General features: G+C 57.2%; 11 protein-coding genes. 9 read left to right on the top strand and 2 right to left on the bottom strand.

Annotation, left to right across the window (positions count from 1 at the left end; all coding sequences use genetic code 11):
• The first annotated feature begins 184 nt into the window (after nt 1-184).
• Nucleotides 185-2,650, top strand: coding sequence for an endopeptidase La (gene lon / locus G7W63_RS11735; RefSeq protein ID WP_166257813.1), 2,466 nt, complete (start codon nt 185-187; stop codon nt 2,648-2,650).
• Nucleotides 2,651-2,740: 90 nt separating this feature from the next.
• On the opposite strand, the gene G7W63_RS11730 is transcribed toward lon, so the two are convergent.
• Nucleotides 2,741-3,241, bottom strand: a complete 501-nt coding sequence (locus G7W63_RS11730) for a MarR family winged helix-turn-helix transcriptional regulator (protein WP_166257810.1) — start codon at nt 3,239-3,241, stop codon at nt 2,741-2,743.
• A 239-nt stretch (nt 3,242-3,480) separates the two neighbouring features.
• Between G7W63_RS11730 and G7W63_RS11725 the strand changes: the two genes are divergently transcribed.
• From G7W63_RS11725 to G7W63_RS11690, 8 genes are all read left to right on the top strand, one after another.
• Nucleotides 3,481-4,593 carry a branched-chain amino acid ABC transporter substrate-binding protein gene (locus G7W63_RS11725; protein ID WP_166257807.1) on the top strand — a complete coding sequence of 371 codons (1,113 nt, stop codon included), beginning with the start codon at nt 3,481-3,483 and terminating at the stop codon, nt 4,591-4,593.
• Nucleotides 4,594-4,750: 157 nt separating this feature from the next.
• Nucleotides 4,751-5,671, top strand: a complete 921-nt coding sequence (gene livH, locus G7W63_RS11720; RefSeq protein WP_166257804.1) for a high-affinity branched-chain amino acid ABC transporter permease LivH — start codon at nt 4,751-4,753, stop codon at nt 5,669-5,671.
• Nucleotides 5,671-6,939, top strand: coding sequence for a high-affinity branched-chain amino acid ABC transporter permease LivM (locus G7W63_RS11715; RefSeq protein ID WP_166257801.1), 1,269 nt, complete (start codon nt 5,671-5,673; stop codon nt 6,937-6,939). Before livH ends, G7W63_RS11715 begins: the two co-directional genes overlap by 1 nt.
• Before the next feature lie 6 nt (nt 6,940-6,945).
• The gene (livG, locus tag G7W63_RS11710; protein ID WP_166257798.1) at nt 6,946-7,701 is read left to right on the top strand and encodes a high-affinity branched-chain amino acid ABC transporter ATP-binding protein LivG; all 756 of its coding nucleotides are present in this window, start codon (nt 6,946-6,948) and stop codon (nt 7,699-7,701) included.
• Nucleotides 7,702-7,710: 9 nt separating this feature from the next.
• Complete coding sequence (locus G7W63_RS11705; protein ID WP_166257795.1) at nt 7,711-8,412, top strand: ABC transporter ATP-binding protein; 702 nt, start codon at nt 7,711-7,713, stop codon at nt 8,410-8,412.
• Between the two features lie 585 nt (nt 8,413-8,997).
• Entirely contained in the window at nt 8,998-9,459 is a 462-nt protein-coding gene (locus G7W63_RS11700; RefSeq protein ID WP_166257792.1) for a DUF3015 family protein, read from the top strand.
• Nucleotides 9,460-9,699: 240 nt separating this feature from the next.
• Nucleotides 9,700-11,562 carry an Lnb N-terminal periplasmic domain-containing protein gene (locus tag G7W63_RS11695; protein ID WP_166257789.1) on the top strand — a complete coding sequence of 621 codons (1,863 nt, stop codon included), beginning with the start codon at nt 9,700-9,702 and terminating at the stop codon, nt 11,560-11,562.
• Nucleotides 11,532-12,389, top strand: coding sequence for an alpha/beta hydrolase (locus G7W63_RS11690; RefSeq protein WP_166257786.1), 858 nt, complete (start codon nt 11,532-11,534; stop codon nt 12,387-12,389). The genes G7W63_RS11695 and G7W63_RS11690 overlap by 31 nt, the downstream gene beginning before the upstream one ends.
• A 57-nt stretch (nt 12,390-12,446) precedes the next feature.
• Here G7W63_RS11690 and pnp read toward each other — a convergent pair whose 3' ends face one another.
• The gene (gene pnp / locus G7W63_RS11685) at nt 12,447-14,564 is read right to left on the bottom strand and encodes a polyribonucleotide nucleotidyltransferase (protein WP_166257783.1); all 2,118 of its coding nucleotides are present in this window, start codon (nt 14,562-14,564) and stop codon (nt 12,447-12,449) included.
• Nucleotides 14,565-14,624 lie beyond the last annotated feature (60 nt).

The raw sequence follows: 14,624 nt of genomic DNA, 5'->3' as shown, positions 1-14,624 counted from the left end.
CCCGACAGATCTTGAATGTGAATCGTACCATCTAGGTAGAGGCAGACGCGGCAATTTCAAGGTCTCCGACGCAATGCCGCCATGCCTTTGGAATGATTAGAGGCCTGCGACTTGAAATGACAGCCGGCGCCGTCACATACACAAGCATCGCCCTATCGAAAACCACACGGGAAGCAAAAACGGTATGAACGACGAAAGCCGTAATGACGCCGACGACAACATTGTCGAAAACGAGCAGCTCGATGACGTGACTGAGTATATCGGTAAGGAAGACAACAGCCACAGCCTGGCTCTGTCGAAACAGTCGCTACCCCGACGAATGTACATTCTGCCTGTGTCCAACCGGCCCTTTTTCCCGGCCCAGGTCCAGCCCGTCGTGGTCAATCAGAAACCATGGCATGACACCCTCAAGCGGGTCAGCGAAACGGATCACCACATTCTGGGGCTCTGTTTCGTGGATAACCCTGAGAAGGAAGATCCGGTGCCGGAAAGCGGCGACCTAGAAGTCATGGGATGCGCTGCCCGGGTCCATCACGCCCAAAACAGTGATGGCAAGGTCCAATTTATTGCCCAGGGCATCCGCCGCTTCCGTATCGTCCAGTGGCTGCGCCGCAAGCCTCCTTTCCTGGTGGAGGTGGAATATCCCGAAGAGCCCGACGAGCAGCGGGAAGAACTGAAGGCCTACACCCTGGCTATCATCAGCGCCATCAAGGACCTGCTCCGGACCAACCCGTTGTACGGTGAGGAAGTGAAACAGTACCTGTCCCGCTTCGGGCCTGAGGATAGCTCGCCGCTGGCGGATTTCGGCGCCTCCATGACCAGTGCCAAGGGCCGCGAATTGCAGGAGGTACTGAATACCGTGCCCTTACTCCGGCGCATGGAACGCGTGCTCCTGCTGATGCGCAAAGAACAGGAAGTGGCGCGCCTGCAGGCAGAGATCAACGAGGAAGTGAACGACAAGGTGCAGAAGCACCAGCGGGAGTTCTTCCTGCGTGAACAACTGAAGGTCATTCAGCGCGAGCTGGGCATGGCAAAAGACGACAAGACCGCCGATGCCGAGCGCTTTCAGCAACGCATGGATATTCTTGAGCCACCGGAACACGTACAGATACGCTTCAAGGATGAGCTCCAGAAGCTGCAGGTGCTTGAGCAGGGCTCGCCGGAGTACGGGGTCACCCGTAATTACCTGGACTGGCTCACCCAGATACCCTGGGGCATCACCTCAGAGGATCATTTTGATCTGATCGAGGCAAGGCGCATTCTGGACCGGGACCACGACGGTCTGGAAGACGTCAAGGACCGCATTGTGGAGTTTTTGGCGGAGGGCTCGTTCAAGGGCGAGGTTTCCGGCTCCATTCTGCTGCTGGTGGGCCCTCCCGGCGTCGGCAAGACCTCCATCGGCCGTTCAGTGGCGGATGCCCTGGGGCGGGAGTTCTATCGCTTCAGTGTCGGCGGCATGCGGGACGAGGCCGAGATCAAGGGCCACCGTCGCACCTACATAGGTGCCATGCCCGGCAAGTTTGTCCAGGCTCTGAAAGACTCCCAGGTGGCCAACCCGGTCATCATGCTGGACGAAATCGACAAGCTTGGTGCTTCCTACCAGGGTGACCCGGCTTCTGCCCTGCTGGAAACCCTGGACCCCGAACAGAACCGGGAATTCCTGGACCACTACCTGGATGTGCGCCTGGACCTGTCAAAGGTTCTGTTTATCTGTACCGCCAATCAGCTGGACACCATTCCGAGGCCACTGCTGGACCGCATGGACACCATCCGGCTGTCAGGTTACATCACCGAAGAAAAAGTACAGATTGCCAAACACCACCTGCTACCCAGGCTACTCAGCCGGGCCGGCTTGAAGAAAAAGCAGCTCAACATTACCGACCCAGCAGTCAAGCAGGTTATCGAGGGCTACGCCCGGGAAGCGGGGGTCCGTAATCTGGAGAAACAGCTCCACAAGATCATCCGCAAGGGCATCGTCAAACTGCTGGAAACACCGGAGTCCCAGGTTCGGGTCAACGTGGGCGACCTCGCCGGGTATCTAGGACAACCCCCATTCCGCAGGGAAAAGTCCATGAAGGGCGTCGGCGTTGTTACGGGGCTCGCCTGGACCGCCATGGGCGGCGCAACCCTGAGTATCGAGGCGTCACGGATACATAGCACCCAGCGGGGTTTCAAGCTGACCGGTCAGCTAGGGGACGTGATGAAGGAGTCGGCGGAAATTGCCTACAGTTATATTTCGTCCAACCTGAAGCGCTTCAAGGGCGATACCACTTTCTTCGACAAATCGTTCGTTCACCTGCACGTGCCCGAAGGTGCGACGCCAAAGGACGGCCCCAGTGCCGGTGTGACCATGGCCACAGCACTGCTGTCGATCGCCCGCAAGGAAGCACCGAAGCAGTCGGTGGCAATGACCGGCGAGCTTACCCTGACCGGGCAGGTTCTGCCTGTGGGTGGCATTCGGGAGAAAGTCATTGCAGCGCGGCGCCAGAAGATCGGTACTCTGATCCTGCCGGACGCCAACCGCGGCGACTATGAGGAGCTGCCGGACTATCTCAAGGAAGGGCTGACCGTGCACTTTGCCCGTCAGTATTCCGATGTGTTCCAGGTATGCTTCAGTGACAAGAGCCGGAATCCGGAGAGCGTGCACTGAGCCGGGGCAGGTTATAGCTTCGTTGCACCGCGGCGGGCCTTCGGCCGGGTTGAGCCGGCTGGCTGACAAACCTGACGAAGGCCTGCCGGATCATTTACCCGGGCTGGCCTTCCAGCCGTCCTCACGCAGAACCGGCCCCACATCGAGCACAGGTGACGCGTCGATGCTGTCTGCGTCCATCATGCTGGCCACCCGCTGCAGCGAAGCGATGATCATTGATTGCTCCCACTCATGGAGACTCTGGAACTTCTGGATGAACTCCTCCTGCAGAGGCTGGGGTGCCCGTCCGAGAATATCGGAGCCCTGATCGGTAAGATGAGCATGTACTTTGCGTTTATCCAGGGTGTTGCGCACCCGGTAGACCAGGTTCCGGTGCTCAAGCCTGTCCAGGATCGTGGTCACCGTGGCTTGGCTCAGGCTCACCTTGTCCGCAATGGTACCGATCGTGACCTCTCCCAGATCCCTTATAGTGCGCATGATGAGCAGCTGTGGACCGGTGAGCCCGGCATGCTTGCTCAAACGCTTGGAATGCAAATCCGTTGCCCGGATAACTCGCCTGAGCGCTACCAGAACCTGCTCGTAATTATTCACATCATCACTCCATCACTGCGCTATCACTGCATCTGTACTGCCCGACCATGGTCATTGCTCCGGGTCGGCGTTCACGGCCCTGCGGGCAATTGTTTATAGCTCTAACTATTAGAGAACTTTGGCTCTTTAATTGCAAGACTCTGAAAACTCAACTATACCCAGCTTGACAAGTTGGTGAGCCTGGTGTTTTTTAACCTGGCCACAGAAGAATAAACCTGACCCAAAGTAGGACAGATCTCATGAATACATCAGTCAAGAACATCGTAACGGCGGTGAGTGCCTCAGCGGCATTGATGGCTTCCGGCAGCGCTCTGGCAGAAATCAAGATAGGTATTGCCGGCCCGATGACAGGCCCGGTCGCGCAATACGGTGATATGCAGTTCTCCGGTGCCCGCATGGCCATCGAGCAGATCAACGCCGATGGCGGCGTCATGGGTGAAAAGCTCGAAGCCGTTGAGGTTGACGACGTCTGCGATCCCAAGCAGGCGGTGACGGTTGCCAACCGGCTGGTCAATGAGGGTGTTCAGTTTGTGGTGGGCCATCTGTGTTCAAGCTCCACCCAGCCCGCCTCCGACATCTATGAAGACGAAGGCATCCTGATGATCACCCCGGCCTCGACCAGCCCGGAAATCACCTCCCGCGGCTACGAACTGGTGTTCCGTACTATCGGTCTGGACAGCATGCAGGGTCCTGTCGCCGGTGAGTATCTTGCCAGCCTCAATCCCGATCGCGTGGCAGTCATCCACGACAAGCAGCAATACGGCGAAGGCATTGCCACCGCCGTCAAGGAAACCCTTGAGGAAAAAGGTGTAGAGGTACCCATGTTCGACGGCATCACCGCTGGCGACAAGGACTTCTCATCCCTGGTGACCAAGCTCAAGCAGGCTGATGTGGATTATGTCTACTACGGCGGCTACCACCCAGAACTCGGCCTGATCCTGCGCCAGGCGCGCCAGGCGAACCTGGATGCCACCTTCATGGGCCCAGAGGGCGTGGGCAACAAGGACATCAACTCCATTGCCGGCGAGGCAGCCGAAGGCCTTCTGGTCACTTTGCCACCCGCCTTCGATGAGAAGGAAGCCAACCAGGAGCTTGTCAAAGCGTTTGAAGAAAAAGGCGAAGATCCGTCCGGTCCCTTCGTACTGACTTCGTACGCCGCGGTGCAGCTGATCGCTGAAGGTATCGAGAAAGCCGAGTCAACGGACCCCTTTGATGTTGCTGCGGCGCTTCGCGAAGGCAGCTTCGAGACGCCCATCGGCACCGTCGAGTACGACAGCAAGGGTGATATGGAGTCGTTTGAGTTTGTCGTTTACGAATGGCATTCAGATGGCAGCAAAACTCCGGTAAACTAGGCCGCGATCGTTAACTAACGGTAATGGAACACCTTCCCACCGCGATCCGGGGGAAGGTGTTTTTTTAGCTCCCGAACGCTTCTCGTCCGCCAGCGCCGGCACCCCGGCGCCGCAGATTGCAGTAGCTCAGCGGGGCAGGTCTTCGGAGCACCAAACCATGCTTGACGCCTATTTCCTTCAGCAGCTCATCAACGGGCTAACGATCGGAAGTGCCTACGCCCTGATCGCCATCGGCTATACGATGGTGTACGGGATTATCGGAATGATTAATTTTGCCCACGGCGAAATCTATATGATTGGCGCTTATACGGCCCTGATCGCCATTACCGGCCTAGCCGCTCTTGGTGTTGCCTTTCTTCCCATTGTGCTGCTGGTTGCGCTGATCTGCGCGGTCATCGTCTCGAGTTCCGCCGGATGGGCAGTGGAAAGGATTGCCTACCGCCCGGTTCGGGGCCGCCATCGTCTGATTCCCCTCATCTCTGCCATCGGCATGTCCATTTTTCTTCAGAACTATGTGCACCTGGCACAAGGCTCAAGAAACATGGGTTTTCCGCTGCTGATCGAAGGCGGCTTCCGCTTTGGCGCGGAAGGTGACTTCCAGACCTCAATTTCATACATACAGATCACCATTTTTATCACCACCCTGATCTGCATGGCGGGACTTTCATGGTTTATCGCAAAATCACGCACGGGCCGGGCCTGCCGGGCGGTCTCCCAGGATCTGGGCATGTCCAGCCTGCTGGGCATTGATACCAACCGCATCATTGCCGCGACCTTTGTCATAGGGGCCGCACTGGCTGCGGTCGCGGGTCTGCTGCTGGGCATGTATTACGGCTCCATTGATCCGCTGTTTGGTTTCATTGCCGGGCTGAAGGCGTTTACCGCGGCCGTACTCGGTGGCATAGGAAGCATTCCCGGCGCCATGCTGGGCGGACTGATTCTGGGGGTTTCCGAAAGCATGACTTCGGGCTACCTCAGCGGCGAATACAAAGATGTGGTGTCCTTTGGTTTACTGATCCTGATTCTGCTTTTCAAACCTACCGGCCTACTCGGCAAACCGGAGGTTGAAAAGATCTGATGGCTACTTCCAACCTGAAACACGCGCTTTTCTGCGCCATCATTACTCTGGTGGTGTCCTACCCAATTCTGGGGTTCAACCTGGTATCCCAAGGCACCTCGGTGGGCCTTGAGGGGGCCAACCCAACCACGGTCACCGCCGTGTTCCTGGCCGCACTGGCCGTGTTCCTGTTCCAGTTGTTTCGGGACCAGATCATGTCCGGGCTGGGTCGGGTGCCTAAGCCGGCATTACCCACCACCCGCAACATGAGCGACGCCACCCGGGTCCGGATGCAGAACCTGATCATATTGTTCGTGGTCATCGGCGCCGCCATCTGGCCATTTCTCGCTTCCCGCGGCTCAGTGGACCTGGCCACCCTGGTACTGATCTACGTCATGTTGGCCCTTGGCCTCAACGTCGTGGTGGGTCTGGCGGGCCTGCTGGACCTGGGTTATGTCGCCTTCTACGCGGTCGGCGCCTATACCTTTGCGCTGCTGTCCCAGTACTTCGGCATTTCTTTCTGGGTAGCTCTGCCCACCGGCGCACTGCTGGCTGCCCTGTTCGGCCTGGCGCTGGGGTTTCCTGTGCTGAGGTTGCGGGGAGACTACCTGGCCATTGTGACCCTGGGTTTTGGCGAGATCATTCGGATACTGCTCAATAACTGGACTTCTCTGACCGGTGGTCCCAATGGTATTGGCGGCATACCCGACCCAACGCTGTTTGGCATGGAGTTCGGCCGGCGGGTCAAGGAAGAAGGCAATATATCCTTCCATGACTTCTTTGGCATTGCCTACGACAGTACTCACAAGATCATCTTCCTCTACCTGATTGCACTGGTGCTGGCGGTAATGACCTTTTTCGCCATCCGCCGTCTCATGCAGATGCCGGTCGGTCGTTCCTGGGAGGCCCTGAGGGAAGATGAAATTGCGGCCCGCTCCCTTGGGCTGAGCCGCACCGGGGTCAAGCTCTCCGCCTTCACCATTGGCGCATTCTTCGCAGGTTTTGCCGGCACCGTGTTCGCCTCCAAGCAGGGTTTTATCAGTCCCGAGTCCTTTGTGTTCCTGGAATCGGCCATCATTCTGGCCATTGTGGTCCTGGGCGGTATGGGGTCTCAGTTCGGCGTTATCCTGGCGGCCATTGCGGTCACCATCCTGCCGGAGCTGGCGCGGGAGTTTTCGGAGTACCGGATGCTGATCTTTGGCGCTGCCATGGTGCTGATGATGGTTTGGCGCCCACAGGGGCTGCTACCCATGCGCCGTATCCATATTCACCTAGACAAGCCGGAGTGACAGCGCATGCTTGAAGTACGCGAATTATCCATGCGTTTTGGCGGACTGCTGGCGGTCGATCAGGTCTCCCTGGACGTTCAGGAACACGAGATTGTCTCCATCATAGGGCCGAACGGCGCTGGCAAGACCACCGTATTCAACTGTATGAGCGGTTTTTACAAGCCCACTGGCGGCAAGATCCTGTTCGGCGACAAGGAAATCCAGGGCACCCCTGACTACAAGATTTCCCGCCTTGGCCTGGTGCGGACCTTTCAGCACGTGCGCCTGTTCAATCGCATGACGGTGGTGGAAAACCTGCTGGTGGCACAACACCGGCACCTGAATACCAACCTGCTGGCGGGCCTGTTCAAGACACCGGGGTACCGCAAGAAAGAACAGAAGTCCCTGGATCGGGCCGCCTACTGGCTCAAGCGGGTCGGCCTGCTGGACCTGGCCAACCGGGACGCCGGCAATTTGGCCTATGGCCAGCAGCGGCGCCTGGAAATTGCCCGTTGCATGGTGACCGAGCCTAAACTGCTCATGCTGGACGAGCCCGCAGCCGGTCTGAACCCGGCTGAAACCCGGGAACTGAACCAGCTTATTATCAGCCTCAAGGAAGATTACAACGTGTCGGTGGTGCTTATCGAACACGACATGAGCCTGGTAATGGAAATCTCCGACCGCATCAACGTGATCAATCAGGGCCGGCCACTGGCCAAGGGCACACCTGACGAGATCCGTCACAATGATGATGTGATCAAAGCCTACCTGGGTGAGGCCTGAGGAAATCAAATGCTCGTAATTGAAGATGTACATACCCACTACGGCAAGATCGAAGCCCTGCATGGCGTTTCGGTGGAAGTTAAGAAGGGCGAGATCGTGTCCCTCATCGGCGCCAATGGCGCAGGCAAGACCACCCTGCTGATGACCGTATGTGGTGATCCCCAGGCGAGCTCAGGCCGGGTGATACTGGAAGGCCGGGACATTACCCGCAGGCCTACAGCCGAGATCATGCGCTCGGGTATCTCCATTGTGCCGGAAGGCCGCCGGGTGTTCCCGGGGCTTACAGTTGCCGAAAACCTTCACATGGGAGGTTTTTTCAATACCAAGAGCGAGATCCGCAAGAGCCAGCAGCATGTCTACGAGCTTTTCCCTCGACTGAAGGAGCGGGAAAACCAGCGCGCCGGCACCATGTCCGGGGGCGAGCAGCAGATGCTGGCCATTGGCCGGGCGCTGATGAGCAAACCCACGCTGATCATTCTGGACGAACCCTCTCTAGGACTTGCTCCGCTGATCATCAAACAGATTTTCGAAATTATCGCGAAGCTGCGGGACGACGGCATCACCGTGTTTCTGGTGGAACAGAACGCCCACCAGGCCCTGAAGCTGGCCGACCGTGGCTACGTGCTGGAAACCGGACGCATCCGACTTCAGGATACCGGCGCCAACCTGCTCGCCAACCCGGACATACAGAATGCCTATCTGGGGGGGTAATCGAATTTACATAATAAGAATAAGCGACTCTCAAATTTTTTAGAGTCCTTAAGCTCCGCACACAAGACAGACAGTTAACAAAATGAGCCGGAGCCGCATTTGGAACTTTACCAGGCAGTGGATCCTTTTATGCACGCGAATATAGTTTGGGCATTGTCAACTTGTTGCTATGACCAGCATCAATTCTCTGGGATCCGGTGAGTGGTCATGAAGGCTCGCAAAAGCATTAATTACTGCATCACAAAATCGCAGGGGGCTAAGCTGAAAAACCGAGAAATGACTAATCTAGAAAATCAATTAACGCTTGAAGCTATTGATACCGAAAGAAATATTTAGGGAAAACGTAAATTGAGAATAAGTACTCAGGCCTCTAAAATCGCGTTTCAACCGCCGAGTGAACAACCTCCAAGTGCTTAGCCTAGCAATTGTATTTTTGACGCGAGCAGTTGCTTGCAACTATGGAATCTGAACTATACTCAGACGGACGGATAAACTGAGTCTTAATTCAAGCTAATCGTTTAGCACCCAGAAGATAAGCTACGGGTGCGCGTGCGCAGACAGCTAAATCGCGACAAGGAGAGTATGATGAAAAAACTGATCGCAGGTGCACTTCTTTTAAGTGCTTCAAGCATGACCTTTGCTCAAGGGCCAGGTTGTGGAGTAGGCGCCATGATATGGAAAGGGCAATCCGGAATTGCCCCTCATGTTTTAGCCGCAACCACCAACGGCGCTGCGTCGCAGACAGTGAGTATGACTCTAGGCATTGCTGGGTGTGAAACAAATGCAAGCATACAGTCAATGGCTAGCCTGATAGACGCTCGTGGTGATGCTGTAGCTCACGATATCGCAGTCGGCCAAGGTGAAAATTTAGATGCGATCGCGTCCTCCCTCCGGATCCCGCAGGATCAGTGGCCCGAGTTCCGCTCTTTACTACAAACTAATTTCGAATCTATCTTCCCCTCGACAGACGTCCGGTCTTCTCATGTGGTGGCCGAAATAGTTCGGATTCTTGAGCAGGATGAGCGGTTCAAAGACCACGTTGCTTAACGCACAATTATGGCCGGCCTGAGTCGGAGGCATACAAAAACCTTCTCTAGGCTATAGCGACTAAGTTGTGAAAGGGCACGGACATACCCGTGCTCTTCCAGCTGACGCCTTCTCTTCCTGAGATTAACCCGCAGGCACCGATTATCATTCTTGAAAAAAATACCCATAAGTTAGTTGAGTTAGTAATACGCATTCACTCATTGGGCCTGCATTGCTAGCGAAAAAGCGAGCAATCGATTTATGAAAATGTACTTTGCCGCTTTCTGCTCCATCTTACTTCTATCGCCATACTCTTCGGGCTCTCCAAAGGGAAATATCGTACATCTTGCTCAAACGGAAGAATGGCTTAACCTTGTTCATTACAGAAAAAACCTGGCTAGCGCTGGCTATAAAAGTCAGGCTGATGATCCCGGTTTTTTCCTCAGTGAGCAGGGCCAGCACTCCCCTGAAGCCGAGCTTGAGGCCACGTTAAATGCCCTCCGCCAGCCCGGCGAAGGCGATGGGCACGCCCGGTGCCGATTCCCGGCACGGGACCGGTGGTTACGCTCGCAGCTGGATTTACCGGCCACTGACATCGAGTGCCCTGCCTATGAGCAGTGGCGCGAAGAGCTGAACACCGAAACCGTGACCCTGGTGTTTGCGGCTTCCTACCTGAACAGTCCGTCTTCCATGTTCGGTCACACATTCACCAGACTGGACCCACCCCAGGACGACAAAGACACCGACCTGCTGCTGGCCAACACCATTTCCTACGCTGCCGATGCCGAGGCCCACGACAGTGAACTTATGTTCGCCTACCGCGGCATATTTGGGGGCTACCCGGGCATTACGACGATCCAGCCCTACTACGAAAAGATCCGCCTCTATACCGACATTGAGAACCGCGACCTCTGGGAGTACCAGCTCAACCTGACCCCTGCCGAAGTGGACATGATGCTGGCCCACGCCTGGGAGATCCGGGAACGCAATTTTGATTATTATTTTTTCGATGAGAACTGTGCCTACCGCCTGCTGGCCCTGATCGACGTGGCGCGTCCGGGCACCGAGCTTCTGGCTGAAGTAAGCACCCACGCCATCCCGTCTGATACCGTTCGCTGGGTGGTGGACAAAGACCTGGTCGAGCAGGTTCACTACCGGCCCTCGGCGGCGACCAAGGTCAGTTTCGCCCTGAATCATCTGCCGGCGGGCGACCAGACCCTGGCTGCAGCTATAGCCAATGGCTATATCAAGGTGGACGGTCCGGAAGTGCAGGCGCTGTCGCCCGAACGAAGGGCACACCTTCTGGATGCCTCCTATGACTACGTGCGATACCAGTCAGAAGCTGAAGGCTGGCCAAGGTCCTTTGCCGCGCCCCTTTCCCATGATCTGCTGCGGGCCCGCAGCGGCATCAGTGGTACTGCGCCGCCGCCTGAGCCTGAAGTTCCGCAAGTTCGGGATGACCAGGGCCACGACACCCTGCGTATCGGTCATGCAGGCGGGCGCCAGCATGGCCGGAACTACGCTGAACTGTCGGTGCGTCCGGCCTACCATGACCTACTGGACCCTCCGGAAGGCTATCGTCCGGGTGCCCAGTTGCAGTTCCTGAGATTCGATGCCCGGCTTTACACGGACAATGACGAGCTTCAGGTGGAGCAGATCGTCGGGGTAGAGATCCGCTCCCTGTCGCCAAGGGATGGCTTTTTTTCACCGCTGTCCTGGCAGGTGGGCTTCGGCGGCCGCCGCTCCGACACCGAGTCGGGCAAGCGCATACTGACACCCTACCTTGAAGGAGGTGCCGGCGGCAGCTGGCGCCTGGGTAACAGGACCCAGGCCCTGGCCATGGTGACCGGCGATGCCGAAGTGGACAGCGACCTTCGCCGGGGTTACGACCTGGCCCCAGGGGCTGACCTTGGGGTGCTGCATCAGTCGCCCAGGGCCAGCTTCCTGGGTGGCATTCGCACCAAGGCCTGGCTGGTCAGCGACCTGCATCGCGAGGACACCCTCTATCTGAATGCAGGCTGGCATCTCGGGCGGGACATGAGCATTGCCACAGAATTCCAGCGTAAACACCACTTCGACAGGTACAGCAGTCAATGGCAACTGGGACTCAACGTCTATTTCTGACCGCCCTGCTCCTGGCCCTGGCGGTACTTCAGGGGGGCTGCACCAACCTGTTCTTCTATCCGGACAGCCATGTCTATATCACCCCGGACCGGCTCGATCTGGAATACCAGGATGTGTTCGTCGATACGCCGGAAGGCGAGACCCTGCACGGCTGGTGGTTACCCGCCCAGGGCAAGTCAAAAGGTCAGGTTTACTTCCTCCATGGCAACGCCCAGAACATCAGCAGCCATATCATGAACGTCGCCTGGTTGCCTGGAGCGGGCTATGATGTGTTCGCCATCGATTATCGTGGATACGGACGGTCCACAGGCGAACCCAGCCTTGAGGGGGTCCTCCATGACGCCGAGAGCGGTCTTCGGTGGCTGGTTGAGGCCCATGGCGAGGAAGACACACCGGTGTACCTCCTCGGCCAGAGCCTTGGCGGAGCCCTTGCTCTAATGCTTGCCAGCGAATGGAACCAGGGCGAGGAAACCCCGGAGCTCGCCGCTCTGATTCTGGATGGTACTTTTTCCGGGTTCCGGACCATTGCCCGGGAAAAGCTGAGCGCCTTCTGGCTGACCTGGCCCCTGCAGGCGCCTCTGAGCTGGACTATAAACGATGACTACGAGGGCACGGATCATATTGCCGATATCAGCCCCACTCCTCTCCTGATCATCCACAGCACCAGGGACAGCATCATCCCGCTTCACCATGGCACGCGGCTTTACGAAGCGGCAGAAGCACCGAAGCAGTTTCTCCAGACCGTTACCCCCCATGGTGCGACCTTTGTTGTTCCAGCTTACCGCAAGGCGGTGCTCGAGTTCATGGCAGACGCCCGCGGAAACTGACCATAAAAAAACCCGCCTTCCGAAATCGGAGGCGGGTTTTTTATCAGCCTGGGCTGATTACATGGCAGAGAGATCAGTCGGCTGCTCGCCTTCCTTCACTTCTTTCATGGACAGCTTCACACGGCCACGGGCGTCAACGTCCAGCACCTTGACCAGAACTTCCTCGCCTTCCTTGAGCACGTCAGACACGTTCTCAATGCGCTGGTCGGAAATCTGGGAGATGTGAACCAGACCGTCCTTGCCAGGCAGGATGTTAACGAAAGCGCCGAAGTCGACGATGCGCTCCACCTTGCCTTTATAGATGGCTCCCACTTCGATTTCAGCGGTGATTTCCATCACTCGCTTCATCGCCGCCTGGGCTGCAATCTGGGTGTCGGCATAGATCTTCACATTGCCGTCGTCGTCCAGGTCAATGGAGGCGCCGGTTTCGTCGCAGATGCCACGAATGGTCGCACCGCCTTTACCGATCACGTCCCGGATCTTCTCGGGATTGATCTTGATAGTGGTAATGCTCGGTGCGCGCTCGGACAGCTCGGCGCGGGGCACGGCAATGACCTTGGCCATCTCTGCCAGAATGTGCATTCGGGCACCGTTGGCCTGCTCCAGTGCCAGCTCCATAATCTCATCGGTGATGCCGTTGATCTTGATGTCCATCTGCAGGGCGGTGATGCCTTCCGATGTACCGGCTACCTTGAAGTCCATGTCGCCAAGGTGGTCTTCATCACCCAGGATGTCGGTGAGGATGGCAAACTGGTCGCCTTCCTTGACCAGACCCATGGCAATACCGGCAACCGGTGCCTTGATCGGCACACCGGCGTCCATCAGTGCCAGGCTGGAACCACAGACCGAAGCCATGGAGCTGGAACCGTTGGATTCAGTGATCTCGGAAACCGCACGAATGGTGTACGGGAATTCTTCGATGGTCGGCATAACGGCAGCAACGCCTCGCTTGGCAAGACGACCATGACCGACTTCACGACGGCCCGGCGTGCCAACACGACCAGCTTCACCCACCGAGTAGGGAGGGAAGTTGTAGTGGAACAGGAACGGGTCCTTGCGCTCGCCTTCCAGGGAATCGATGATCTGCATGTCCCGGGCTGTACCCAGAGTTGTGGTCACGATCGCCTGGGTTTCACCACGGGTGAACAGGGCTGAACCATGGGTGCTGGGCAGAACCCCGACTTCGATCTGGATCGGACGCACGGTCTTGTTGTCGCGACCGTCGATACGCGGCTTGCCATCGAGCACCTGCTTGCGCACAACGCTCTTCTCGACCTTGCCAAAATACTTTTTAACCTCATCCGCAGAAGGCTGGCCTTCCTGATCGCCTGCCAGTTTTGCAACGGCTTCGGACTTGATCACGCTCAGACGGGCGTAGCGCTCCATCTTGTCGCGTATGGTGTAGGCTTCTTCGATAGCGCTGGAGAAGTCGGAGCTCATGGCGTTCAGCAGGCTCGTGTTTTCAGCCTCTGGCTGCCAGTCCCAACGGGGCTTGCCCACTTCACTGGCGAATTCCTTGATGGCCTGAACAGCGGTCTGCATTTCCTGGTGGGCAAAGAGCACACCACCCAGCATCTGGTCTTCCGTCAGGCCCTTGGCCTCTGACTCAACCATCAGTACCGCATCTTCAGTTCCGGCCACAACCATGTCGAGCAGCGAATCGCTGAGCTCTTCGAAGGTGGGGTTGAGGAAATAGCCACGCTCGTTGGTGAAGGCGACACGCGCCGCACCGACCGGACCATCAAAGGGAATACCGGAAAGGGACAGGGCCGCAGAGGCTGCGAGCATGCCGGCGATATCTGGGTCCTGGGTCTTGCTGGAGGACATGACCGTCAGGATAACCTGAGTTTCGTTCATGAAGCCCTTGGGAAACAGGGGCCGAATGGGCCGGTCAATCAGGCGCGAGGTCAGGGTTTCTTTCTCGGACGGACGGCCTTCACGCTTGAAGAAGCCACCGGGAATACGGCCCACGGCATAGGTCTTCTCGAAGTAGTTCACGGTCAGCGGAAAAAACGGCTGGCCGGGCTTGGCTTCCTTGGCAGCGACGACCGTACCAAGTACAGAAATGTCGTCGATGGTGACCAGCACTGAGCCGGTGGCCTGACGGGCAATACGGCCCGTTTCCAGGGTGACGGTCTTGCCGCCGAGTTCAAATGTCTTTTTTACCGGATTCACGGTAACTCCTTGATTATCTCTTCAGTTCAGTCTGATGACCTGCCCCATGGCAAATCATCC

It is taken from the genome of Marinobacter salicampi, from assembly GCF_011074795.1.
Lineage (GTDB): Bacteria > Pseudomonadota > Gammaproteobacteria > Pseudomonadales > Oleiphilaceae > Marinobacter > Marinobacter salicampi.
This window is presented reverse-complemented; position numbering and strand designations above follow the sequence as displayed.